Here is a 21142-nt window from a genome sequence, read left to right on the forward strand (position 1 = left end):
CGCGGAGACATGGATTGCTTCGTCGCTAGCGCTCCTCGCAATGACGCCTGGGGTGAGAAGCCCCCTACGACACGCGGTACTGCTCCATCACGTCTCTGTCGGGCTCATAGCCGAGGCCGGGCCCTTGCGGCACCTCGACGCTGCCGCTTGCATCGACATCGGCGCCGCCGCGCCAGAGGCAGGCCGGCCGTTTCATGTAGAAGGCTTCGATGAAGCCGTCGTGGCGTATCGACATCAGGTGCAGGGTCGCCAGGAAGCCCGGTCCGAAATAGGGCGAGTGTGGAACGATCTTGATGCCGAGTTCGTCGGCGAGCGTCGCAACTCTCAGGAACTCGGTGATGCCGCCGACCTTGGTTACCGAGGGTTGCGCATGGCTGACGGCGCCCGCCGTCATCATCTGGCGGAACTGGTGCACGGTGCAGGCATTCTCCCCGGCCGCGATGTCGAGGCCGCCCTTGGCGCGCACGTCGGCGAGCGTGGCAAAATCCTCCGGCGGCCAGACCGGCTCCTCGAGGAACATCGGACTTGCCGCCTGGCAGTCTCGCGCGAAAGCAATCGCGCTCGGGCCGTCCAGCGGGCAATTCATGTCGACCATCAGCGGGACGTTGCTGCCAATCGCGTTGCGTGCGGCGAACACCGCGGGCGTCGTGGTCTCGTGCAGCTTGATCGCGCCGTAGCCGCGACGGAGCGCGGCCTCGCATTCGCCGGCGATATGTTCCGGCGTGCCGATACGCATCAGGCTCGCATAGGCCGGGATCCTCGCGCGTGTGGCCTCGCCGATCAGCCGATGCAGCGGCACGCCCTTGATCTTGCCGGCAAGGTCCCACAGCGCGATGTCGAACCCCGAGATCGCGAACATCGTGATGCCGTAGCGGCCGAACAGATGCAGGTTGCGCTGGATCTGCTCCATCACGGCGGGAATGCCGGATGCATCAGGCACGTCGAGGCCACGCGCCTGCGGCGCGATCATCTCCTCGATTGCGGTGCGGGTCGTCTGTGGACAGACATAGGCGAAGGCGTCGCCCCAGCCCGTGAGGCCGCTATCGGTCGAGACTTCGACCAGCACCATGTCAAGCGCTGCGATCGCCGACGCGCCTTGCCGGAAGCTCGCGGGGCCGGCGTCATAGGGGATGCGGATGTGGTGTGCGCGGATATCAGTGATTTTCATAAGGTGCCTCCAAAGGTGGATGCCGAGTGCTCCGTCATGGCCGGGCTCGTCCCGGCCATCCACGCCCTTCGCCGTTAAGTGCCCAACGTGGATGCCCGGGACAAGCCCGGGCATGACGGGTTCGATGGTGTCTTAGGTTGAGCGTTAAGAGCCCTTCTCGCCGCTCATGACGGGGCCGAACCGCTCCCAGCTCTCGCCCTTGAAGCGCGTCATCTGGAGTTGCTCGATTGGCGCGAAGTCGTTCGGTCCGGTCTTGATGCGGGTGCCCGGCAGGTAGATGCCGATCTGGAAATCGAGATTGGCCGCCTGCTTCATGACATTCTCGCGGGTGAGGTTGTCGCCGCATTGGCGCAGCACCTGCTCGAGCCCCTTGGCGACGCCATAGCCAAACACGGTCGCGGCATCGTCGAGATCGCCTTCAGGATACCATTTGCCCATGAACGCCCGCCACTCATTCATCGCGGGATCGTTCTTCCATTCGGCGTCCTTGGGATCCTTCAGATAGTTGGTGGACAGCACGCCCTGGCTGGCCTCATAGCCGGCCGGTTTCATGACGCCGCCGATCGAAACGGACACGTTGGTCAGGAACTGCACCGGGTGCCAGTCCAGCTCGGCGATCTTCTTGATCGCTTGGGCTGCGAATTTCGGCGTCGCGATGTTGACGAAGATGTCGGGATTGGCGCCCTTGAGCTGGACCACCTGGGAATCCACCGTGGGCGAACTGGTCTCATAGGAGGCCTCCACGATGATCAGCTTGCCAGCCTGATCGCCGAGGCCCTCGCGCAACCCGATCACGTAATCCTTTCCGAAATCGTCGTTCTGGTAGAGCACGCCGATCGTCTTGCCCGGATAGTTCTGCAGGATGTACTTGCCGTAGATCCGCGCTTCGACCTGGTAGCTGGGCTGCCAGCCCATGGTCCACGGAAAATTCTTCGGGTCGTTCCACTTGGCTGCGCCGGTGGAGACGAAGAGCTGCGGCACTTTCTTCGTGTTCATGTATTTCTGGATCGCGGTATTGCCCGGCGTGCCCAGCGGGTTGAAGATCAGCAGCACCTCGTCGTTCTCGACGAGCTTGCGTGCCTGCTCCACCGTCTTTGGCGGGCTATAGGCGTCGTCATAACTGACGAAGTTGATCTTGCGGCCATTGATGCCGCCTTCCGCATTGAGCTTCTTGAAATAGGCCGCTTCGGTCTTGCCGATTGTGGCGTAAGCGGAGGCCGGGCCGGAGTAGGGCATGATGTTGCCGATCTTGATCTCGGTGTCGGTGGCACCGGGGTCGTATTTCTTTTGTGCGCTGGCGGTTCCCGCGAGCGCGACAGCCAGAAGTGTCGCAAGCAGCGTGGATTGGGCATAGTTCAAGAGCCGGTAGTGCATCTTTGTCCTCCCTGACAGTTCGCCGCGGCTCTTGCAGTCTTGATTATGGGCAGCTTGATGTGAGCCGTCGGATCGATGCGTCAGCGAGTATGCACGATTGGCTATGCCTTGCCAGCGACGGGGCGGGTTGCAATTTCCGTGGGACGGAACGACGCTTTGATTGCTGCGGGACAGCAAGGACTGTCAAACGGTGCACGGCGCGATCACGCATGATGGACGCGTTTCGAGGGAAGGCCCGACAGCCATGAATCCAGCCCAGAAGGCGCTCTGGTACATCGAGAGCCATCTTGGTCAGCCGCTGACGCTCGACGAGATCGCCGGCATCGCCGGTGTCTCGCGCTTCCACCTGGTGCGCGCGTTTGCGGCGGCGACGGGGTTTCCGGTGATGCGTTACGTGCGCGCCCGCCGTCTCAGCGAGGCGGCTCGCGCGCTTGCGGGCGGCGCGCCGGACATTCTCAGCCTTGCGCTGGATGCGGACTACGGCTCCCACGAAGCGTTCACTCGCGCGTTTCGCGACCATTTCGGCGTCACGCCTGAAACGGTTCGCGCCACGACGTGCCTCAGCAAGCTGAAGCTACAGGAGCCGATCATGATGGATTCAACCGCGCTCGATCATCTCAGCCCGCCACGCATTGCAACCGGAAAGGCGTTCCTCGTCGCCGGCGTCGGCGAACGCTACAATCACGCCAATTGCGACGGCGCCGGCATTCCGAACCAGTGGCAGCGATTTCACCAGACGGTCGGCAATATTCCCGGCCGCATTGGCAACGTCGCCTATGGCGTCTGCTGCAACGGCGATGACGCCGGCAATTTCGATTATATCGCCGGCGTCGAGGTCGCCGACTTCTCCGACTTGCCGCGCGAGTTCAGCCGGGTGCGCATCCCCGAGCAGAGATATGCGGTCTTCACCCATGGCGAGCACATCTCCACGATCCGGCGAACCGTGAACACGATCTGGAATCACTGGCTGCCGCAGTCCGGTATGAAGGCGGCCGATGCGCCGAACTTCGAGCGCTATGACGAGAACTTCGATCCTATGACCGGCAATGGCGGCCTCGAGATCTGGGTACCTGTGAAGGAGTGATGGACTTGTAGGATGGGTAGAGCGAAGCGAAACCCATCAATGCGCCAGATGCGATGGGGCAAGATGATGGGTTTCGCTTCGCTCTACCCATCCTACGGCAGCTCGCAAGGCTGCCCTGCTCCGCGCTTGCTTGGCAAGCAGGAGCGTCTTTGCCATAACTTCACGCCAACAATACGTTGCGTGGGGCGGTCCAAAAATCCCCCTGCAGCCACAAGCAGCCGGGAGGATTTCATGGCCAATATCCGTGTTCTCGCCACCGATCTTGAATTTCCGGAAGGGCCGGTGGTGATGCCGGACGGATCGGTGGTGCTGGTCGAAATCCGCGGGAAACGGTTGACGCGGGTCTATCCGGACGGGCGCAAGGAAGTGGTGGCGCAGATTCCCGGCGGCCCCAATGGCGCGGCGCTCGGCCCCGACGGCAAGATGTACATCTGCAATAATGGCGGCTTCAGTTGGATCCCGACGCGCAACATGATCATGCCGGGGCCGCAGCCGGAAGACTATATCGGTGGCTCGATCCAGCGCGTCGATCTGCAGTCGGGCAAGGTCGAGACCGTCGTCGATAAATGCGGCGAGCATGCCTTAAGGGGACCGAACGACCTTGTCTTCGACAAGCACGGCGGACTCTGGTTCTCCGATCTCGGCAAGCGCCGCGCCCGCGAGATGGATGTCGGCGCGTTCTACTACATCAAGCCCGGCATGAAGGAGATCGTCGAGGGCGTGCATGGTCTGCTGCCGGCCAACGGCATCGGCCTGTCGCCGGACGAGAACACGGTCTACATCGCCGAGACCCCCACGGCACGGCTGTGGGCCTACGATCTCTCCGAGCCGGGCACCGTCAAGCCGCGCGACGTGATCTATCGCGGCGAACGCGGCAAGCCGATTGCGGGGCTCGGCGGCTACCAGATGTTCGACTCGCTTGCGGTGGAAGCGAGCGGAAATGTCTGCGTGGCGACGCTGGTCTCGGGCTGCATCTCCGTGATCGCGCCTGATGGTACCCTGGTCGAGCAGGTGCCGACCGGCGACCGCGTCACCACCAACATTGCCTTCGGCGGACCCGAGCTGAAGACCGCCTACATGACGCTGTCAGGGAAGGGCGACCTGGTCGCGATGGATTGGGCGCGGCCTGGCCTGCCGCTGAATTTTTTGAATAAATAGTGCTAAGGCGTCATTGCGAGCGAAGCGAAGCAATCCATGGCGCCGCGTACGGACAGATGGATTGCTTTGTCGCTGTCGCTCCTCGCAATGACGGAAAGGATACCGGATGCCCTGGCTTGAACCTATCACCCTTCGCGGCGCGCATGCGCGGCTGGAGCCACTGTCGCCGGATCACGCCGATGGTCTCGTTGAGGCCGTGAAGGACGGCGAGCTCTGGAAGCTCTGGTACACTTTCATCCCTCGGCCTGAAGACATGCGCAAAGAGATCGACCGCAGGCTTGGCCTGCAGGCGGCCGGATCGATGCTGCCGTTCACGGTGTTCGATGCCTCCGGCACCATCTCGGGCATGACCACCTACATGAATGTCGATGCGCTCAACCGGCGCGTCGAGATCGGTTCGACCTGGTACGCGAAGCGCGTGCAGCGCAGCGCGGTCAATACGCAGTGCAAATTGCTGTTACTGACGCATGCTTTTGAGACGCTCGATTGCATTGCGGTGGAGTTCCGCACGCATTTTTTCAATCACCAGAGCCGCCGCGGCATCGAGCGGCTCGGCGCCAAGCTGGACGGCGTCCTGCGCAGCCACCAGATTGCACCAAACGGCACGTTGCGCGACACCGTGGTCTACAGCATTATCGCCAGTGAATGGCCGACGGTGAAGGCGCACCTCACCTATCAACTCAACGAAAAGCCGCGGTAGCCGCTCTGCCGCGCCAGAAACGAGACGATGGAAACGTTCGATTATGTGATCATCGGCGCGGGCTCCGCCGGTAGCGTTCTTACCAACCGCTTGAGCGAGGATGCCGGCACTACGGTGTGCGTGCTCGAAGCAGGCCCGAAGGATTGGCACCCCTATATCCATCTGCCGGCCGGCTTCATCAAGACGTTCCACATGAAGAGCGTCAACTGGGCCTACCAGCAGGAGCCGGGCCCTTGGACCGGCGGCCGCAGCATCTATGCGCCGCGCGGCAAGACGCTCGGCGGCTCGTCCTCGATCAACGGCCATATCTACAACCGCGGCCAGCGCCAGGACTTCGACACCTGGGCGCAGCTCGGCAACCGCGGCTGGGGCTATCCGGACGTGTTGCCATATTTCAAGCGGATGGAACGTCGTGTCGGCGAGTGCGACGAGACCTATCGCGGCCGCGACGGCAGCCTCTCGGTCACCACCATGGACTGGCAGGATCCGCTCTGCGAGGCCTTCATGGAGGGGGCGGTCAGCCTCGGCATTCCGCGCAATCCTGACTACAACGGCGCGATCCAGGAAGGCGTGTCCTACTGTCAGCGCACCATCCAGAACGGCCTGCGCATGAGCGCGGCGAAAGCGTTCCTGCATCCGGCGCGGAAGCGGCCGAACGTCAACGTGCGCACGCATGCGCATGTCACCAACATCATCTTCGAGGGCAAGCGCGCGGTCGGCGTGCGTTACTTGCGGGGAGGGCGGGGCGGCGAGCCGGTCGAGGTGCGAGCCAGCAAGGAAGTGATCCTCTCCGGCGGCGCCTACAACTCGCCGCAGGTCCTGCAATTGTCCGGCGTCGGCTCGCCGGAGCTGTTGCAGTCGCACGGCATCGAGGTGCGCCACGCATTGCCCGGTGTCGGCGAGGGATTGCAGGACCATTACGCGCCGCGTTCCGTCGCGCGCGTGAAGAACATCCGGACCATCAACGAGCTTCGGCGGGGCCTCAGCCTGTGGGTCGAGGCGTTGAAATGGGCGACGACACGGCGCGGCCTGCTGTCGCTGTCGCCGACCATGGTCTATTGCTTCTGGCATTCGGGCGAGACCACGGAGAGTTCGGATCTCCAGCTCACCTTCACGCCGGCGAGCTACAAGGAAGGTGTGCAGGGCCAGCTCGAGGATCAGCCCGGCATGACGGTCGCCTCCTGGCAGCAGCGGCCGGAGAGCCGCGGCTTTGTCCGCATCCGCTCGTCTGATCCGTTCGCGCCGCCGATCATCCAGACCAACTATCTCGTCGAAGAGCTTGATCGCCGCGTCGTGGTCGCCGGCATGAAGCTGGCGCGCCGCCTGTTGAAGTCGGCGCCGCTTGCGCCTTACTACGACTACGAGGATTTCCCCGGACCGAACGTGCAGACCGACGACGAATTCCTCGCGGCTGCGACCGAGCGCGGCACGACGACCTTCCATCCCGGCTGCACTTGCCGGATGGGTCCGGCGGATGCCAGATGGGCCGTGGTCGACGACCAGCTCCGCGTCCACGGACTGCAGGGCCTGCGCGTGGTCGACGCCTCCATCATGCCGCGCATGATCTCCGCCAATCTCAACGCCTCGACGATGATGATCGCCGACAAGGCCTCCGACATGATCCGCGGCAAGCAGGCGGCGGCCGCCGTGGCCCTGGCGGAATACGCCTGATGCTGTTTCTCCTCATCCTGAGGAGCGCGCAGCGCGTCTCGAAGGATGAGGCAACAGGCGGGGCCTCATGGTTCGAGACGGCGCTTGCGCGCCTCCTCACCATGAGGGGAAAGTCCTTCACTCGTACACGAACGCCTTGTCCGTCAGATCGATCGTCGGAAACTCGTCCTTCTCGGCCCAGTAGTCCTGGTTGTGCTGCCATTCCGGCTTTTCGCCGCGCTTGGGCAACAGGTGCATGCCGCGCAGCATGTAGCCGGGGTTGAAGTTTTCTTCGTCGATCCACGGCAGGATCGGCATGTTGTGGTCCTCCGGCCGCAGCGCCGGCGTGACCTTCTTCGCACCGGTTTCCTTCATGTGCGTGAGCAGGCGGCAGACGAAGTCGGCGACGAGGTCGACGCGCAGGGTCCAGCTCGCGCGGAAATAGCCGAACACCCAGACGAGGTTGGGCACGCCCGTGAACATCATGCCGCGATAGGTCACGGTATCGGCGAAATCGAGCGGCTTGCCGTCGAGCTCGAACTCGATATCGCCGGTGGCGCACAGATTGAAGCCTGTCGCGGTGACGATGATGTCAGCCTCTAACTCCTTGCCGGACTTCAGCAGGATGCCCTTCTCGGTGAAGCGTTCGATCTCGTCGGTGACGACGGATGCCTTGCCGGCCTTGATGCCCTGGAACAGGTCGCCGTCAGGGATGAAGGCGATGCGCTGCCGCCACGGGCGATAGCGCGGCGTGAAGTGGGTCGCGATGTCATAATCCTTGCCGAGATACGCCTCCACCGCCGACAGCAAATCCTTCTTGGCCTCTTCAGGTTTCTCGAAGGTCTTGCGGGTGAAGGCATCCTGGTCGAACAGGATCTTGCGGCGGGTGATCTCGTGAATCCATTTCTCGTCGACCTGCAACTGCCGCAGTTGCTCAGCGATCTCGATTGCGTTGCGGCCGGTGCGGAAATAAGTCGGCGAGCGCTGCAGCATGGTCACATGGCCGGCGTCCTTGGCCATCGCCGGGATCAGCGTCGCGGCGGTGGCGCCGGAGCCGATCACGACGACGCGCTTGCCCTTGTAGTCGAGATCCTCGGGCCATTTCTGCGGATGCACGATCGGGCCCTTGAACTTGGCCATGTCCTTCCACTCCGGCGTATAGCCCTCGGCGTGGCGGTAGTAGCCCTGGCACATCCAGAAGAAATTGGTGGTGAAGCGGAAGTGCTCGCCGGTGTCGGTCCGCGTGGCGTCGATGGTCCACAGATTGGTCTCGCTCGACCATTTCGCCGACGTGATGGTGTGGCGATAGCGGATGTGGCGGGCGAGGTCGTTCTCCTCGATCACCTCGCCCATATATTTCAGGATCTCTGCGGCGGTTGCGATCGGCGCGCTGGTCCAGGGCTTGAAGCGATAGCCGAAGGTGTGCAGGTCGCTGTCGGAGCGGATGCCCGGATAACGATGCGTGCTCCAGGTGCCGCCAAAAGTCTTCTGCGTCTCCAGCACGACGAAGCTGGTCCCGGGGCATTGCGTGGTCAGGTGGTAGGCGGCTCCGACTCCGGAAATTCCGGCGCCCACGATCAGGACGTCGAAATGCTCAGACGTGACGGGCTCGGCAGCGCGAATCTGCGTTTGGACGTTCATCTTCCCTGCTCTTTGTTGTTTTGTTGGTATAGGCACGAAGCGCCGGGGGCTCCCGGCGCTTCGGAAATCGTCACGTCAGACTTCGCGGCGGCTCAGGAACGCCAGCCGCTCGAACAGGTGCACGTCCTGTTCGTTCTTGAGCAGTGCGCCATGTAGCGGCGGGATCAGCTTGCGCGGATCGCGCTCCCGCAGCATTTCCGGCGTGATGTCCTCGTTCAGCAGCAGCTTCAGCCAGTCGAGCAATTCGGAGGTCGAAGGCTTCTTCTTCAGGCCCGGCACTTCCCGCACCTCGAAGAAGATGCGCAACGCCTCTTCCACCAGGCGCCTCTTGATGCCGGGGAAATGCACGTCGACGATCTTTTCCATCGTGTCCGCATCGGGGAACTTGATGTAGTGGAAGAAGCAGCGGCGCAGGAAGGCGTCCGGCAACTCCTTCTCGTTGTTGGAAGTGATCATCACGATCGGGCGCAGCTTGGCCTTGATGCTCTCGCCGGTCTCGTAGACGAAAAACTCCATGCGATCGAGCTCGAGCAGCAGATCGTTGGGGAATTCGATATCGGCCTTATCGATCTCGTCGATCAAGAGCACCGGGCGCTTCTCGTTGGTGAAGGCTTCCCACAATTTGCCGCGCTTGATGTAGTTCTTGATATCCGAGACGCGCGCGTCGCCGAGTTGGCTGTCGCGCAATCGCGACACCGCATCATATTCGTAGAGGCCCTGCTGCGCCTTGGTGGTGGACTTGATATGCCAGGTCAGAAGCGGTGCATCGAGCGCCTTGGCGACTTCCTCGGCCAGCACCGTCTTGCCGGTGCCGGGCTCGCCCTTCACCAGAAGCGGGCGCTCCAGCACGATGGCGGCGTTGACAGCGACTTTGAGGTCATCGGTGGCGACATAATCCTTGGTACCGGTGAATTTCATACTACCCCGTCAGAATGAGTTTCAATTTGATACTAATGGAAAAACCAAGCAGGTCTAGCGTGGATTCCAGCGTCTGAACGCAACTGAGGTCATCGCTACCGCCTCGAATTTAGGCGGGCCGTTTCCGCCTTGCGGAATGACGCTCACACCTTCGTGGCGAACCCGTAATGCTGTCCTAAAGACCCCGTGTGCCCTTGACGGCGCGACCCCGGCGGGCAATCTATGGAACATGTTCCTGCAATTCTTCACATCGCTGCGCGATGCCCAGGTCCCTGTGACCTTGCGTGAATATCTGACGCTGATGGAGGCGCTCGACGCCGACCTCGCCGAGCAGAGCGTCGAGAATTTCTACTATTTGTCGCGCTCGGCGCTGGTGAAGGACGAGCGCAACCTCGACAAGTTCGACCGCGTCTTCGGAACCGTTTTCAAGGGCCTCGAGAGCCTGCTCGATGCCATGGACAAGGCTGAGATCCCCGAGGAGTGGCTGAAGAAGCTCGCGGAAAAATACCTCACCGAGGAAGAGAAGAAGCAGATCGAAGCCATGGGCTGGGACAAGCTCATGGAGACGTTGCGCAAGCGGCTTGAGGAACAGAAGGGCCGGCACCAGGGCGGCAACAAATGGATCGGCACCGCCGGTACGTCGCCGTTCGGCGCTCATGGTTACAATCCCGAAGGCATCCGCATCGGCCAGGAGAAGAACCGCAACAACCGCGCCGTGAAGGTGTGGGACAAGCGCGAGTTCAAGGATCTCGACGGCAATGTCGAGCTCGGCATCCGCAACATCAAGGTCGCGCTGCGACGCTTGCGCAAGTTCGCCCGCACCGGCGCCCCCGACGAACTCGATCTCGACACCACGATCAAGGAAACCGCCAACCACGGCTATCTCGACGTGCACATGCGCCCCGAGCGGCGCAACGCGGTGAAGGTGCTGGTGTTCTTCGATATCGGCGGCTCGATGGATTCGCATATCGAGCAGGTCGAGGAATTGTTCTCGGCCGCGAAAAGCGAATTCAAGCACATGGAATATTTCTACTTCCACAACTGCCTCTATGAGGGCGTCTGGAAGCAGAACAAGCGGCGCTTCACCGATCGCACCCCAACCTGGGACGTGCTGCACAAGTACCCGCACGACTACAAGGTGGTGTTCGTCGGCGACGCCTCCATGTCGCCTTACGAGATCATGGTCCCCGGCGGCTCGGTCGAGCACGTGAACGAGGAGGCCGGTTCGATCTGGCTCGATCGCATCATCCGCACCTATCCGCACGCGGTGTGGCTCAACCCGGTGGCGCAGAAGCACTGGGACTATTCGGAATCGACCACCATCATCCGCCGCATCTTCTCCGAGCGCATGTACCCGATCACGATCGAAGGTCTGGAGAATGCGATGAAGGAACTGGTACGATAGCTCCCGTCATTCCGGGGCGTCCGAAGGACGAGCCCGGAATCCATTTAGCCACTTGCGCCGGCGGAGGAATAGATTCCGGGTTCGATGCTTACGCATCGCCCCGGAATGACAAACAACAACCAAGGGAGAGCCCCATGCCCCAGACCATTCACCGCGGCATCAAGCAGATGATGGACGAAGCCAATGCCGAGATCGAGACCGTCAGCGCCGCCGATGCGATCAAGATCCTCCCGAACGACGATGTCGTGATCGTCGACATCCGCGATCCCCGCGAGATTGAGCGCGACGGCAAGATCCCGGGCGCCTTCTCGTGCACCCGCGGCATGCTCGAGTTCTGGATCGATCCGGCGAGCCCCTACGCCAAGCCGATCTTCCAAGAGGACAAGAAGTTCATCTTCCATTGCGCCGGCGGCATGCGCTCGGCCCTGGCTGCGAAGACCGCGCAGGACATGGGGCTGAAGCCGGTCGCCCATATGGGCGGCGGTTTCGCCGCCTGGCGCGACGCCGGCGGCCCGATCGAGAAGTGGGAGCCGAAGAAGACATAAGCTCGTCACACGCGGGCTTGACCCGCGTGTCCATCCTGACAAAAGGGCCATCCTCCCGAAGAGGATGGATTGCCGGGTCAAGCCCAGCAATGACGATTTGCGAAGTGCCGGAGATCCTTCCATGACCACCACCGAAGACCCGCTCGTCTCCACCGACTGGCTTGCCGCCCACCTCGGCGATCCCAAGGTCAAGGTGATCGACGCCTCCTACAAGATGCCGGGTGTGGTGCCGTTGCCGGCCGACGATTTCATCGCCGCCCACATTCCCGGTGCAGTGTTCTTCGATGTCAATGCGATCGCCGACAAGAACGACCCGCGCCCGCATATGTATCCGGCCGCCGAGCAGTTCGCGCAGGACGTCTCCGCGCTCGGCATCTCCTCGGGCGACACGGTGGTTGCCTATGATGCTGGCGGCTGGGTTGCCGCGCCGCGGGCGTGGTGGATGTTCCTGTCGTTCGGTCATCCGAACGTGAAGGTGCTCGACGGCGGCTTGCAGAAGTGGAAGGCCGAGGGGCGGCCGACGGAAACCGGGCCCGTCACGCCGAAGCCTGGAAAATTCCAGGCCAGGTTCGATCCGAGCTTCGTGCGCAGCAAGGAGCAATTGCTCGGTAATATCGAGACCAGGAAGGAGCAAGTGATCGACGCGAGGCCGCGCCCGCGGTTCGAGGGCACCGTCGTCGAACCCTGGCCCGGCCGCCGCTCCGGCCACATCCCTGGCAGCCGCAATGTTCCCTATGCCGATCTATTCGATGCCAAGACTGGGGCGATGAAGCCGCTCGATGAGTTGCGCAAGGCATTTGCGTTCGCCGGCGTCGATACGGCAAAGGCGATCGTCACCAGTTGCGGCTCTGGCGTGTCGGCGCTGGTGCTGACGCTCGCGCTCTATCGCCTCGGCGTGCGCGGCAGTGCGCTCTATGACGGTTCCTGGGCCGAATGGGGATTGCAGGACGGGCCGCCGATCGCGACGGGACCTGCGTGATTGCAGACGATCAGCGCGTGGGGCGCACGAACACCGGCTGGCCGAACGGATCGAAAGTCTGCTGCTGCGGGATGACCTGCGGCGCCAGGCGTTGCTGCTGCGCCGCGAGGCGCCGGCGCTCCCTGGCACGCTCCGCCCGTGCACGCTTCTTGGCCGCGGTTTGATCCGGCTTCGCATCCGCGCTCTTTGCTGATGTCGTTTGCTCGACGGTGACCGCGGGGCCGCCCAGCGTGGCGATCTTGGCCGCCGCCGGACTCGCTTCCGCTGAGGTCGGCGCCTCGGGTGCGGCCGGCGTGGCGTCGTTCGCGGGCGGGACCACTGCGACCGCCGCAGGCTTGGCCTCTTCGGCGGGCGCAGGAGTTTCCGGCTGGGCTGCCGTCGTCGGCGCCTGGGGTTCCGGAGCATCTGCTAGAGGCGGTTCGACCGGCGGCGTCTCGGTTGAGGCAGCCTCCTCGGGCTTCACGGCGGCCATCTGCTCGAGCTCGGCCGGCGCGGGAGCATCGGCGGTTGGTACGGTCGGAGCAGGGGACGTCTCGGCGCTGTCCGGCGCCTTCTCTGTTGTCTCTGCTGCGGGCGCCTCGACGCGCAGCATGGCGAGCGTCGGCGGCTTCGCTTGAACTTGTGTTTGGGCTTGCGCGAAGACGGGCTCCGGCGGGCTGCGTCGCGCCGGGATGCTCGCGACTTCCTCATGGGCGGCCCGGAGCAGCGCGGCAGCGCCAAGTCCGAAGATCAGGACCGACGTCGACAGCACGATTGCCGCGAACAGGAAACGAAGGCCGGGAAGCATGGCGCGGTTCCGTCTTTGCCGAAGTGTTCTGTTGAGCCAGAGGAAACGCGGTGATCACAGGGAAGCCGCTCGCGGGCAGCGAATCAGGCCGATTCGAGGATATCGCAACCAATGTCAAAGCAATGACGCCCGTAGTCCCCCGGAATAACTTTTCCCTGACGGTGAGGCATCTTTGCCGCAGCGATCACTGCCCAATCACAAAATGACCGATTCGGCCCGGATTTCGCGGAATTGTCTTGAATGCGCCGCTATCTTCCTTCAAGTGCCGTTAACGGTCCGGTGTGGCTTGGGGACTATACAAGAGCGATGATGATCAACCGCATTCTGACGATTTGTGCTGCCGCAGCGCTCGGCGCGGCAGGAACTTCGGTTGCGCAGGCGCAGCAGGGCTACCCCGCAGGGCCTGGTCCGGTCTATTCCGCTCCTCAGGGCTCGTATCCGCCGCCGCCCCCCGGCTACGTGCGCGACGACCGCCGGCCGTCGGATTTCGATGTCTTTGAGGAGGACGACGAGGCGCCGAACGGCCAGAGTTCGGCGTCGCTGTCGCCGTCCGGACCAGTGCTTTCGCCCAACGATCCTCGGTATGGCCGCCCGATGGGCGCGCCCCCGCCGGTCTATTCGGATCGGACCGTGCCGACCGGCCCGGTCATGTCGCCGGATGATCCGCGCTATGGCCGGCCGGCAGGCCCGCCGGCGGTGATCTATGCCGATCGTCCCCAAGGGCCGGCGCAGAGTTACAACTATCCCGATGATCGCGCCATGCGTCCGCCGGAGTCGGTGGGCGCCGCGGGTGGTGCGCCCGCCGTTACCGGCGCCGTGTCGCAGCAGCCCCAGGTCGGCAGCGACGGCAGGCCGATGACGGTCGCGGCGCTGCCGCCAGAGGAGCAGCCGGAGGCCGCTCCCGTGCAATTGCCGCCGAACCTGCGCCGCCAGGAGGTCTCGTTCGCGACCAAGGAGCCGCCAGGCACCATCGTGGTCGATACGTCGAACACCTACCTCTATTACATCCTGGGCGGCGGCCGCGCGATGCGCTACGGCGTTCGCGTCGGCCGCGATGGCTTCACCTGGACCGGCGTGCAGAAGATCAGCCGCAAGGCGGAGTGGCCGGACTGGTATCCGCCCACCGAGATGATCGAGCGTCAACCCTATCTGCCGCGCTTCATGGCCGGCGGCCCCGGCAATCCGCTCGGCGCGCGCGCGATGTATCTCGGCTCGACCGTGTACCGCATCCACGGCACCAACCAGCCCTCGACGATCGGCAAGTTCGTCTCTTCCGGCTGCATCGGCATGCTGAATGAGGACGTCTCCGACCTCTTCGAGCGCGTGAAGGTCGGCACCCGCGTCGTGGTGCTGCCGGGTGGTCCGCCGCCTGGAACCGCCACCGCCTCCGCTGCGCCGTCGCCCGGCGGGCCCGTTGCGGCCGCCCCAGCGCCAACCCAGGCGCAGGCCGCCGCACCGCTGCCGGGCACCCAGCCGACCACGGTGCCGCCGCTGCCGGCCCCGGTCACGATCCGCTAGGGCGATTACAGTCCAACATCAAAAGGCGCGCGAACAGCGCGCCTTTTTTGTTTTGCGCTTCTGTCAAATTCCCGCGCTTGAATTCGTGTTCGGCTGGATTACGTGCCAGAGGGCTGCAACCGACGTGGGACAATGCCATGCGCATCCTTGTTGCAGGCGCCACCGGCGCTATTGGCCGACAACTCGTTCCCGCCCTGATCCGGGCCGGCCATTCGGTGATCGGCACGACGCGAACAGCAGCGAAAGCCGAGGCGATCGGGCAGATGGGCGTCGAGCCCGTCATCGTCGATGGCCTCGATGCAGAGGCTGTCCGCGCGGCGGTCATTGCGAAGCAGCCCGAGGTGATCGTCCACGAGATGACCGACCTCGCCGATGTTACCGATCTCCGCCATTTCGATCGCGCCTTCGCTGTCACCAACCGGCTGCGCACGCTCGGCACCGATTGCCTGCTGGCGGCCGCGCGCGAAGCCGGTGTCAGGCGTTTCGTCGCGCAAAGCTTCTGTGGCTGGACCTATGGCCGAACCGGTGCACCTGTCAAAACCGAGGCCGATCCGCTCGATCCCGATCCGCCGCAGGAACTTCGACGCACGCTGGAAGCGATCCAGCATCTGGAGCGCGCCGTCACCGGCTCGGATCAGCCGGAAGGAGTCGTGCTCCGATACGGATCGTTCTACGGTCCCGACACCGGCATACTGTCGCGGGCGATGATCGATCAATTGCGGCGCCGCCGCGTGCCGATGATCGGCGATGGTGGCGGCTGGTGGTCTTTCATTCATGTCGCCGACGCTGCATCCGCCACCGTTGCCGCCATCGAGCGCGGCGAGGCCGGCAATATCTACAACATCGTTGACGATGAGCCCGCGGAAGTCAGCGAATGGCTGCCGGCGCTTGCGGCGATCGTCGGCGCTAAGCCGCCATTCCATGTGCCCATCTGGCTCGGCCGATTGCTCGCCGGCGAACATGTGGTGGCGATGATGACCGAGGTGCGGGCGGGCTCGAACGTCAAAGCCAGGCGCGAACTCGGCTGGCACCCGGCGCATCCGTCCTGGCGCACCGGCTGTGCCGAAATCGTCGGGCACTCCAGTGGCCACAGCGCTGCCGCTTGAGCTGGTGATGCGACGCTCAGACGTCCGCCTCATCAGCGCTTTCGCGAGTTGCATTCTCGAGCCAACCGGCGATGCGCAACAAGTCACGATCGCGCCCGCGAACGCCGATGAGCTGGACGCCGATTGGAAGTCCCTGATGGCCTCTGAGCAGTGGCAGCGAAACGGTCGGCAGACCGCAGAGGCTCCATGGCATCGACATGACACCGGAGCCCGGCCCATCTTCCAGCCGGGTCGCCTCGCCCGGCGCCGACAGGGTGATCAACAGATCATGTTGGATGAACATACGCGAGGCCAGTTCAACGAGACGGTCGGCCTGCGCATCGAACGTAAGGTAGCTTGCCGCGCTGATGGTGTGGCCGGCTTCGATGCCCCGCTGCAGCGGCGCGCAATAGCGGCGGATGGTCTCAGTCGGCTCAGAGCCGAAACGATAGGCGAGATGCGCGTTGAGCAGCCCGAAGGTGACATCGAGCGCGTGATCGAATTCAAGTGGGAGTTCGACCTCGACGGTCGCGGTCGGCAGTGACTGGATGAATGTCTCGAATGCTTTCCCCGCGTTGTCGTCGATCAGCTTCCAGCCTGGCCCCTTGACCACGCCAAGACGGGGCGCGGAGGCCGCAGGCTGGACAGCCGCTAACGCGGGATCGAACGCGCCGGCGAAAAGGCACAAGTCTCCGATCGAGCGGGCCAACAGGCCGAGATGCGCCATGCGCGGCACCAGCACGTTCGATCCCGCCATTGAGGTGAAACCCAAAGAGGGTTTGAACGCGAACGCGCCGCAAAACGAGGCGGGGAGGGTGGTCGAAGCGGTGTGTTGCGTGCCAAGCGCCAGCGGCACCATGTGGTCGACGACGGCGGCGGCAGAACCCGCCGACGACACGCCCGGCGAGCGCGACAGGTCCTGAGGATTGCGGGTCGGGCTCGGATGGTACATCCCGAATTCGGATGTCGCGGTCTTGCCGACAATGATTGCACCGGCGCGGCGCAGCGCCGCCACCGCATCCGCATCGGCGTTTGGCCGCCGGCCGCGAAGCGTCTCGCTGCCATATTCGGACGGCATGTCGGCGGTGTCGAATACGTCTTTCACCCCGATCGGCAGGCCGTGCAGTGCGCCGAGCGGCCCACCTGATGCGCGGTGCTCGTCGGCACGCCGCGCCTCTTCGCGCGCCCGCTCCGCATCGAGGAAAGCCCACGCCCTGACGTCGGGCTCACGCGCGGCGATCCGGTCCAGGCAGGCATTCATCAAATCGAGCGCGCTTGTCTCGCCCCGCTTGATCCTGTCGGCCAGCATGCTGGCCGACAGGTGGTTTGGAAGCACAGAGCCGGTCATCATCGAACCGAGGCTGTGATGCTGCAGCCCGATTCGGCGGCCGGGCGGAACGCGGTCGCGGCGGGAACGGTGGCGATCCGCTCGTAATAATCCCAGGGCTGCCGGCTCGCCGCCGGCGATTTCACGCGATAGGCGCCGAGATCATAGGCGAGGCGGCCGTTCTGCTGCACGACAGCCTGCCGCCCGAACCGATCGACCGGAAGCTGGCGCATCTCGGCATTGACGATCGCGGCATCGTCGCTTTTGGCGCTTCTCGCGGCCTTCAGGAAATGCAGCACGCCGGAATAGACGCCGGCTTGTTCGCGGGTCGGCATTCGGCCGTGTTCCTTGAAGAAGCGCTGCGCGAAGTCGCGGGTGCCGTCGCTGTCATCCCAATAGAATCCCGTGGTGATGATCAGCCCCTGCGCCGCTTCGAGGCCGAGGCTGTGGACATCGGTGACGAAAGCGTGGAGCGCTGCGATCTTCTGCGTGCGCATGATGTCGAACTGGCCGGCCTGTTTGATCGCATTGACGGTGTCGGCGCCGGCGCTCGCAAGCGCGACGACCTGCGCGTTCGAGCTCTGGGCACGCAACAGCAGGGAGGCGAAATCGGCGGTGTTGAGCGGATGGCGCGCGCTACCGAGCACCTTGCCGCCGCGCTCCTGCACCACGGCGCTGGCGTCTTTCTCCAGGTCGTGGCCGAACGCGTAGTCGGCGGTGAGGAAGAACCAGGACTTCTGCCCCTGCTCGGTCAGCGCCGCAGCCGTGCCGCGCGCCAGTGCGTAAGTATCGTCGGTCCAATGGGTCACGTAGGGCGAGCAGCGTCCGCCGGTGATCTCGACGCTAGCGGCACCCGATACCAGGAGCGACCGCTTCTTCTCGGTCGCGATCGTCATCAGCGCGAACACCGCGCCCGAATGGGGCAGGTCGACAACGGCGTCGACGCCTTGCCGGTCAAACCACTCGCGTGCGATGGCTGAGGCGACATCCGGCTTATTCTGATGATCAGCGGTGATGATCTCGATCGGGACCCCGTCGATCGAGCCGCCAAAATCGGCAACGGCCATTCGCGCGGCCTTGATCGAGCCCGGCCCGCCGACATCGGAGACTACACCGCTTTGATCGCCCATGACCCCGATGACGACCTTGTTGTCCGAGAACTGAGAGAAGGCCGGCGACGTGAGTATTGAGCTAAGTGCAATTGAAATCAGGATTTTCCGGTACATTTCGCTGCTCCGCGTGAGGTGCGGCGGAGCCTAACAACCTGCTGCTACACATATGTGACAACGTTGGTACATATGTGTATGTGATTATTAGCTAGTGACGAAGATTCGATGAGGAACAGCGTGACCAGACAGGCGACGGAAATCGAAACGTTCGGGCCGGAAGTGGAGAACGGGGACGCGTTGGTCGCCCGCATCTGCTGGCACTACTACAAGGAGGGGCAGACCCAGGACGTCATCGCGCAGCACCTGAAAATCACGCGGAAGCGGGTCAACCAGATCCTCGGAGAGGCGCGGGAGCGCGGCGTCGTCCAGATCTCAATTGCCAGTCCCTTCGGTCCTTGCAGCGAACTTGAGGCCCGCCTCGCTGCACGTTTCAAGCTGCGAGGCGCCATCGTCGTGCCCGCGCCGATTGGCGACACTGACGTCCGCAACCTCGTCGGCGCCGCCGCCGGTCACTACATCTCCGAGCACCTGCCGCCTGCCGGGACGCTTGGCATCACCTGGGGCGGCACCATCAACATGGCCGCGCAAAATCTGCGGCGCCGTTCCGGCGACGGCTGCCGTGTCGTCCTGTTGTGCGGCGGGCTTGCCGAAAGCACGGCGATCAATCCTTACGACAACGCGGCGATGATGGCGCGCGCGTTGGGTGCGACATGCTACTACGTGACCGCGCCGATGTTCGCGGCAACGGCACAGCTTCGCGATGCGCTGGCCTCTAGCGAGCCGGTGCGCTCCGTTCTCGCAATGGTAGCAGGGCTGGACATCGCCCTGTTCAGCGCCATTGATCTGTCCGAACAATCGAAAGCGCTGGAATATGGCGTGATATCGCGCGAGACGTGGCAATCGCTGCGCGACGCCGGCGCGGTCGGAGATATCTGCGGCCACTATCTCGACAAGGACGGCAACGCGGTGACGCATCCCCTGACCCGGCGCGTGATCCATCCGCCGATGAGCGATCTGAAGGCGGTACGCGAGCGCATCCTTGCCGCTGGCGGTCTTCAGAAGCTCCCGATCATCAGCGCGGCGATCCGCGCCGGGCTGGCCGACATTCTGATCACGGATGAACGGGTTGCGACCGCCCTTTGCGAAGAACGGTGATCAAGCCAGTCGGCGCGGAGGTTCGCTGCCCTTGGTCCAGGCATCGATACACTCGACCATCTGGCCGTAGTGGATGCCGAGGCTCTCCTGGGTCGCGTAGCCGAGATGCGGGGTGAGCACGAGGTTGTCGAGCCTGCGGAACGGATGGTCGACCGGCAGCGGCTCGACCGAGAACACGTCGATGCCCGCGCCCGCGATCTTCTTTTGCGTGAGAACCTCCAGCAGCGCGTTCTCGTCGACGATCGGCCCGCGCGCGGTGTTGACAAGATAGGCTGTCGGCTTCATCCGCGCGAGATCGGCGGCACCCACCAGGCCGCGCGAGCGCTCGCTCAGCACCACATGGATGGTGACGATGTCGGCGGTCGCAAACAATTCCTCCTTGCTGGCATAGCCGACCCCGGCCTCCTTGCATTTCTCGGCCGTCAGGTTGGGGCTCCAGGCGATGACGTTCATGCCGAACGCCTGCGCGAGCTTCGCCACCCGACTGCCGAGCTTGCCGAGCCCCACCACGCCGAGCGTGCGGCCCTCGATCTCGACGCCGGCAAAGGTCTGCCAGGGCTCGCCTGCATGCATCCGCGCGTTTTCCCGGCCGATGCCGCGGGTGAGTTCCAGGATCAGGCCGAGCGTCAGCGCCGCGGTCGGGTCGCGGCTGTATTGCGTGCCGCACAGTACAACTTTGTGATTCTTGGCGGCGTCCACATCGATCGCGGCATTGCGCATGCCTGATGTCAGCAGGAGTTTCAGCTTGGGCAGCGCCGCGAACAGCGTGCGCGGAAATGCGGTGCGCTCGCGCATCGCGCAGATGATCTCGAAATCGGCAAGCGCGCTCGCGGCAGCCGCCTCGCTCGCAAACGGCTCCCTGAACACCGTGACGTCGACGCGGTCCTTGATCTCTGACCAGTCGGCGATCGAAAGTGACAGGTCGAAATAGTCGTCGAGGATTGCACAGCGCAGCCGCGTCATCGATGAACCCGTTCATGGCGAAAGGACGGCGAGAATACCGTCAGGGGAGATCGTTATGGTTGCGCGCAATCGTTGGGTCGCGCAAGCGGAGTTCAGGGAACGCCGGCTTCAAATATCCGACAGGCTCAGAGCATGATCCGGAAAAGTGGAAACCGGTTTTCCGAAAAGATCATGCTCAAACAAAGAGATGAGATCATGATCCGATCGCCTCATCGGATCATGATCGCAACCGGCTTCTGTGCTTGGCGCGCCAGGCCGGCCCGGGTCCGCGCATATAGTGCAGTTCCGGCCGGTAGGGGTTGAATGCCCTGGCGAAGAACTGGCGCCAGAAGGTGCGGAATTCGGCGACAATCTTCGTAAGGCCAGTGCGGCTGGCCGCCGGGGCGGGCAGGGACGTGCTTGTTGCCATGACACAGCCCTCATGTTGGTCATGCGCGGCTTTCTCGCGCAAAATGCCGTTTTCGATGCTGAAAACGAGATTTCGCCCGATTCATTAAAAGATGGTTTCAATTGTCG

Annotated in this window: 19 protein-coding genes; 10 read left to right on the forward strand and 9 right to left on the reverse strand. The window is 63.7% G+C overall.

Annotated features, from left to right (window positions below; all coding sequences use genetic code 11):
* Window positions 1–64: 64 nt before the first annotated feature.
* On the reverse strand, window positions 65–1168 hold the full coding sequence (locus ACZIRK_RS36925; protein ID WP_474419186.1) for a mandelate racemase/muconate lactonizing enzyme family protein: 1104 nt from the start codon (window positions 1166–1168) through the stop codon (window positions 65–67).
* 144 nt (window positions 1169–1312) lie between these two features.
* On the reverse strand, window positions 1313–2542 hold the full coding sequence (locus ACZIRK_RS36930) for an ABC transporter substrate-binding protein (RefSeq protein ID WP_456644759.1): 1230 nt from the start codon (window positions 2540–2542) through the stop codon (window positions 1313–1315).
* Window positions 2543–2786: 244 nt separating this feature from the next.
* Between ACZIRK_RS36930 and ACZIRK_RS36935 the strand changes: the two genes are divergently transcribed.
* The 4 genes from ACZIRK_RS36935 (at window position 2787) to ACZIRK_RS36950 (ending at window position 7155) form a co-directional block, all read left to right on the forward strand.
* Window positions 2787–3626 carry a GyrI-like domain-containing protein gene (locus ACZIRK_RS36935; RefSeq protein WP_464346728.1) on the forward strand — a complete coding sequence of 280 codons (840 nt, stop codon included), beginning with the start codon at window positions 2787–2789 and terminating at the stop codon, window positions 3624–3626.
* A gap of 231 nt (window positions 3627–3857) precedes the next feature.
* On the forward strand, window positions 3858–4784 hold the full coding sequence (locus ACZIRK_RS36940; protein WP_474419187.1) for an SMP-30/gluconolactonase/LRE family protein: 927 nt from the start codon (window positions 3858–3860) through the stop codon (window positions 4782–4784).
* 106 nt (window positions 4785–4890) lie between these two features.
* The gene (locus ACZIRK_RS36945) at window positions 4891–5484 is read left to right on the forward strand and encodes a GNAT family N-acetyltransferase (protein WP_474419188.1); all 594 of its coding nucleotides are present in this window, start codon (window positions 4891–4893) and stop codon (window positions 5482–5484) included.
* 27 nt (window positions 5485–5511) lie between these two features.
* Window positions 5512–7155, forward strand: a complete 1644-nt coding sequence (locus tag ACZIRK_RS36950; protein ID WP_474419189.1) for a GMC family oxidoreductase — start codon at window positions 5512–5514, stop codon at window positions 7153–7155.
* Window positions 7156–7272: 117 nt separating this feature from the next.
* Here ACZIRK_RS36950 and ACZIRK_RS36955 read toward each other — a convergent pair whose 3' ends face one another.
* Together ACZIRK_RS36955 and ACZIRK_RS36960 are read right to left on the reverse strand one after the other, a co-directional pair.
* Window positions 7273–8775 (reverse strand): flavin-containing monooxygenase, encoded by a 1503-nt coding sequence (locus ACZIRK_RS36955; RefSeq protein WP_474419190.1) that lies wholly within the window; start codon window positions 8773–8775, stop codon window positions 7273–7275.
* Window positions 8776–8850: 75 nt separating this feature from the next.
* Window positions 8851–9693, reverse strand: coding sequence for an AAA family ATPase (locus ACZIRK_RS36960; RefSeq protein WP_028166112.1), 843 nt, complete (start codon window positions 9691–9693; stop codon window positions 8851–8853).
* 229 nt (window positions 9694–9922) lie between these two features.
* Between ACZIRK_RS36960 and ACZIRK_RS36965 the strand changes: the two genes are divergently transcribed.
* The 3 genes from ACZIRK_RS36965 to sseA all read left to right on the forward strand — a co-directional run bounded on the left by ACZIRK_RS36965 (window position 9923) and on the right by sseA (window position 12622).
* Entirely contained in the window at window positions 9923–11098 is a 1176-nt protein-coding gene (locus tag ACZIRK_RS36965) for a vWA domain-containing protein (RefSeq protein ID WP_028166113.1), read from the forward strand.
* A 134-nt stretch (window positions 11099–11232) separates the two neighbouring features.
* A complete protein-coding gene (locus ACZIRK_RS36970) occupies window positions 11233–11643 on the forward strand; it encodes a rhodanese-like domain-containing protein (RefSeq protein WP_130228157.1) in 411 nt (136 codons plus the stop codon).
* A gap of 121 nt (window positions 11644–11764) precedes the next feature.
* Window positions 11765–12622: a 3-mercaptopyruvate sulfurtransferase gene (gene sseA, locus ACZIRK_RS36975; RefSeq protein ID WP_474419191.1), complete on the forward strand. Its 858-nt coding sequence runs from the start codon at window positions 11765–11767 to the stop codon at window positions 12620–12622.
* 10 nt (window positions 12623–12632) lie between these two features.
* Here the strand turns inward: sseA and ACZIRK_RS36980 are convergent, their stop codons facing one another.
* Entirely contained in the window at window positions 12633–13409 is a 777-nt protein-coding gene (locus ACZIRK_RS36980; RefSeq protein WP_474419192.1) for a hypothetical protein, read from the reverse strand.
* Between the two features lie 306 nt (window positions 13410–13715).
* Here ACZIRK_RS36980 and ACZIRK_RS36985 point away from each other — a divergent pair, with 306 nt between their 5' ends.
* Both ACZIRK_RS36985 and ACZIRK_RS36990 read left to right on the forward strand, forming a co-directional pair.
* Window positions 13716–14927, forward strand: a complete 1212-nt coding sequence (locus ACZIRK_RS36985) for a L,D-transpeptidase (protein ID WP_474419210.1) — start codon at window positions 13716–13718, stop codon at window positions 14925–14927.
* Between the two features lie 137 nt (window positions 14928–15064).
* Window positions 15065–16033 (forward strand): NAD-dependent epimerase/dehydratase family protein, encoded by a 969-nt coding sequence (locus ACZIRK_RS36990; RefSeq protein WP_474419193.1) that lies wholly within the window; start codon window positions 15065–15067, stop codon window positions 16031–16033.
* 16 nt (window positions 16034–16049) lie between these two features.
* Here ACZIRK_RS36990 and ACZIRK_RS36995 read toward each other — a convergent pair whose 3' ends face one another.
* Together ACZIRK_RS36995 and ACZIRK_RS37000 are read right to left on the reverse strand one after the other, a co-directional pair.
* Window positions 16050–17360, reverse strand: a complete 1311-nt coding sequence (locus ACZIRK_RS36995) for an amidase (protein WP_474419194.1) — start codon at window positions 17358–17360, stop codon at window positions 16050–16052.
* Window positions 17360–18565, reverse strand: a complete 1206-nt coding sequence (locus ACZIRK_RS37000) for an ABC transporter substrate-binding protein (protein ID WP_474419195.1) — start codon at window positions 18563–18565, stop codon at window positions 17360–17362. The genes ACZIRK_RS36995 and ACZIRK_RS37000 overlap by 1 nt, the downstream gene beginning before the upstream one ends.
* 120 nt (window positions 18566–18685) lie before the next feature.
* Here ACZIRK_RS37000 and ACZIRK_RS37005 point away from each other — a divergent pair, with 120 nt between their 5' ends.
* On the forward strand, window positions 18686–19663 hold the full coding sequence (locus tag ACZIRK_RS37005) for a sugar-binding transcriptional regulator (protein ID WP_474419196.1): 978 nt from the start codon (window positions 18686–18688) through the stop codon (window positions 19661–19663).
* Here the strand turns inward: ACZIRK_RS37005 and ACZIRK_RS37010 are convergent, their stop codons facing one another.
* Together ACZIRK_RS37010 and ACZIRK_RS37015 are read right to left on the reverse strand one after the other, a co-directional pair.
* Window positions 19664–20626, reverse strand: coding sequence for a D-2-hydroxyacid dehydrogenase family protein (locus tag ACZIRK_RS37010; RefSeq protein WP_474419197.1), 963 nt, complete (start codon window positions 20624–20626; stop codon window positions 19664–19666).
* A 217-nt stretch (window positions 20627–20843) separates the two neighbouring features.
* Window positions 20844–21035 carry a hypothetical protein gene (locus tag ACZIRK_RS37015; protein ID WP_028166120.1) on the reverse strand — a complete coding sequence of 64 codons (192 nt, stop codon included), beginning with the start codon at window positions 21033–21035 and terminating at the stop codon, window positions 20844–20846.
* Between the last annotated feature and the right edge of the window lie 107 nt (window positions 21036–21142).

This window comes from Bradyrhizobium sp. Leo114 (assembly GCF_055229415.2).

Coding starts and splice junctions, on each gene's coding strand:
- ACZIRK_RS36925 (WP_474419186.1), bottom strand. CDS start 1,168: ATGAAAATCACTGATATCCGCGCACACCACATCCGCATCCCCTATGAC.
- ACZIRK_RS36930 (WP_456644759.1), bottom strand. CDS start 2,542: ATGCACTACCGGCTCTTGAACTATGCCCAATCCACGCTGCTTGCGACA.
- ACZIRK_RS36935 (WP_464346728.1), top strand. CDS start 2,787: ATGAATCCAGCCCAGAAGGCGCTCTGGTACATCGAGAGCCATCTTGGT.
- ACZIRK_RS36940 (WP_474419187.1), top strand. CDS start 3,858: ATGGCCAATATCCGTGTTCTCGCCACCGATCTTGAATTTCCGGAAGGG.
- ACZIRK_RS36945 (WP_474419188.1), top strand. CDS start 4,891: ATGCCCTGGCTTGAACCTATCACCCTTCGCGGCGCGCATGCGCGGCTG.
- ACZIRK_RS36950 (WP_474419189.1), top strand. CDS start 5,512: ATGGAAACGTTCGATTATGTGATCATCGGCGCGGGCTCCGCCGGTAGC.
- ACZIRK_RS36955 (WP_474419190.1), bottom strand. CDS start 8,775: ATGAACGTCCAAACGCAGATTCGCGCTGCCGAGCCCGTCACGTCTGAG.
- ACZIRK_RS36960 (WP_028166112.1), bottom strand. CDS start 9,693: ATGAAATTCACCGGTACCAAGGATTATGTCGCCACCGATGACCTCAAA.
- ACZIRK_RS36965 (WP_028166113.1), top strand. CDS start 9,923: ATGTTCCTGCAATTCTTCACATCGCTGCGCGATGCCCAGGTCCCTGTG.
- ACZIRK_RS36970 (WP_130228157.1), top strand. CDS start 11,233: ATGCCCCAGACCATTCACCGCGGCATCAAGCAGATGATGGACGAAGCC.
- sseA (WP_474419191.1), top strand. CDS start 11,765: ATGACCACCACCGAAGACCCGCTCGTCTCCACCGACTGGCTTGCCGCC.
- ACZIRK_RS36980 (WP_474419192.1), bottom strand. CDS start 13,409: ATGCTTCCCGGCCTTCGTTTCCTGTTCGCGGCAATCGTGCTGTCGACG.
- ACZIRK_RS36985 (WP_474419210.1), top strand. CDS start 13,716: ATGATGATCAACCGCATTCTGACGATTTGTGCTGCCGCAGCGCTCGGC.
- ACZIRK_RS36990 (WP_474419193.1), top strand. CDS start 15,065: ATGCGCATCCTTGTTGCAGGCGCCACCGGCGCTATTGGCCGACAACTC.
- ACZIRK_RS36995 (WP_474419194.1), bottom strand. CDS start 17,360: ATGACCGGCTCTGTGCTTCCAAACCACCTGTCGGCCAGCATGCTGGCC.
- ACZIRK_RS37000 (WP_474419195.1), bottom strand. CDS start 18,565: ATGTACCGGAAAATCCTGATTTCAATTGCACTTAGCTCAATACTCACG.
- ACZIRK_RS37010 (WP_474419197.1), bottom strand. CDS start 20,626: ATGACGCGGCTGCGCTGTGCAATCCTCGACGACTATTTCGACCTGTCA.
- ACZIRK_RS37015 (WP_028166120.1), bottom strand. CDS start 21,035: ATGGCAACAAGCACGTCCCTGCCCGCCCCGGCGGCCAGCCGCACTGGC.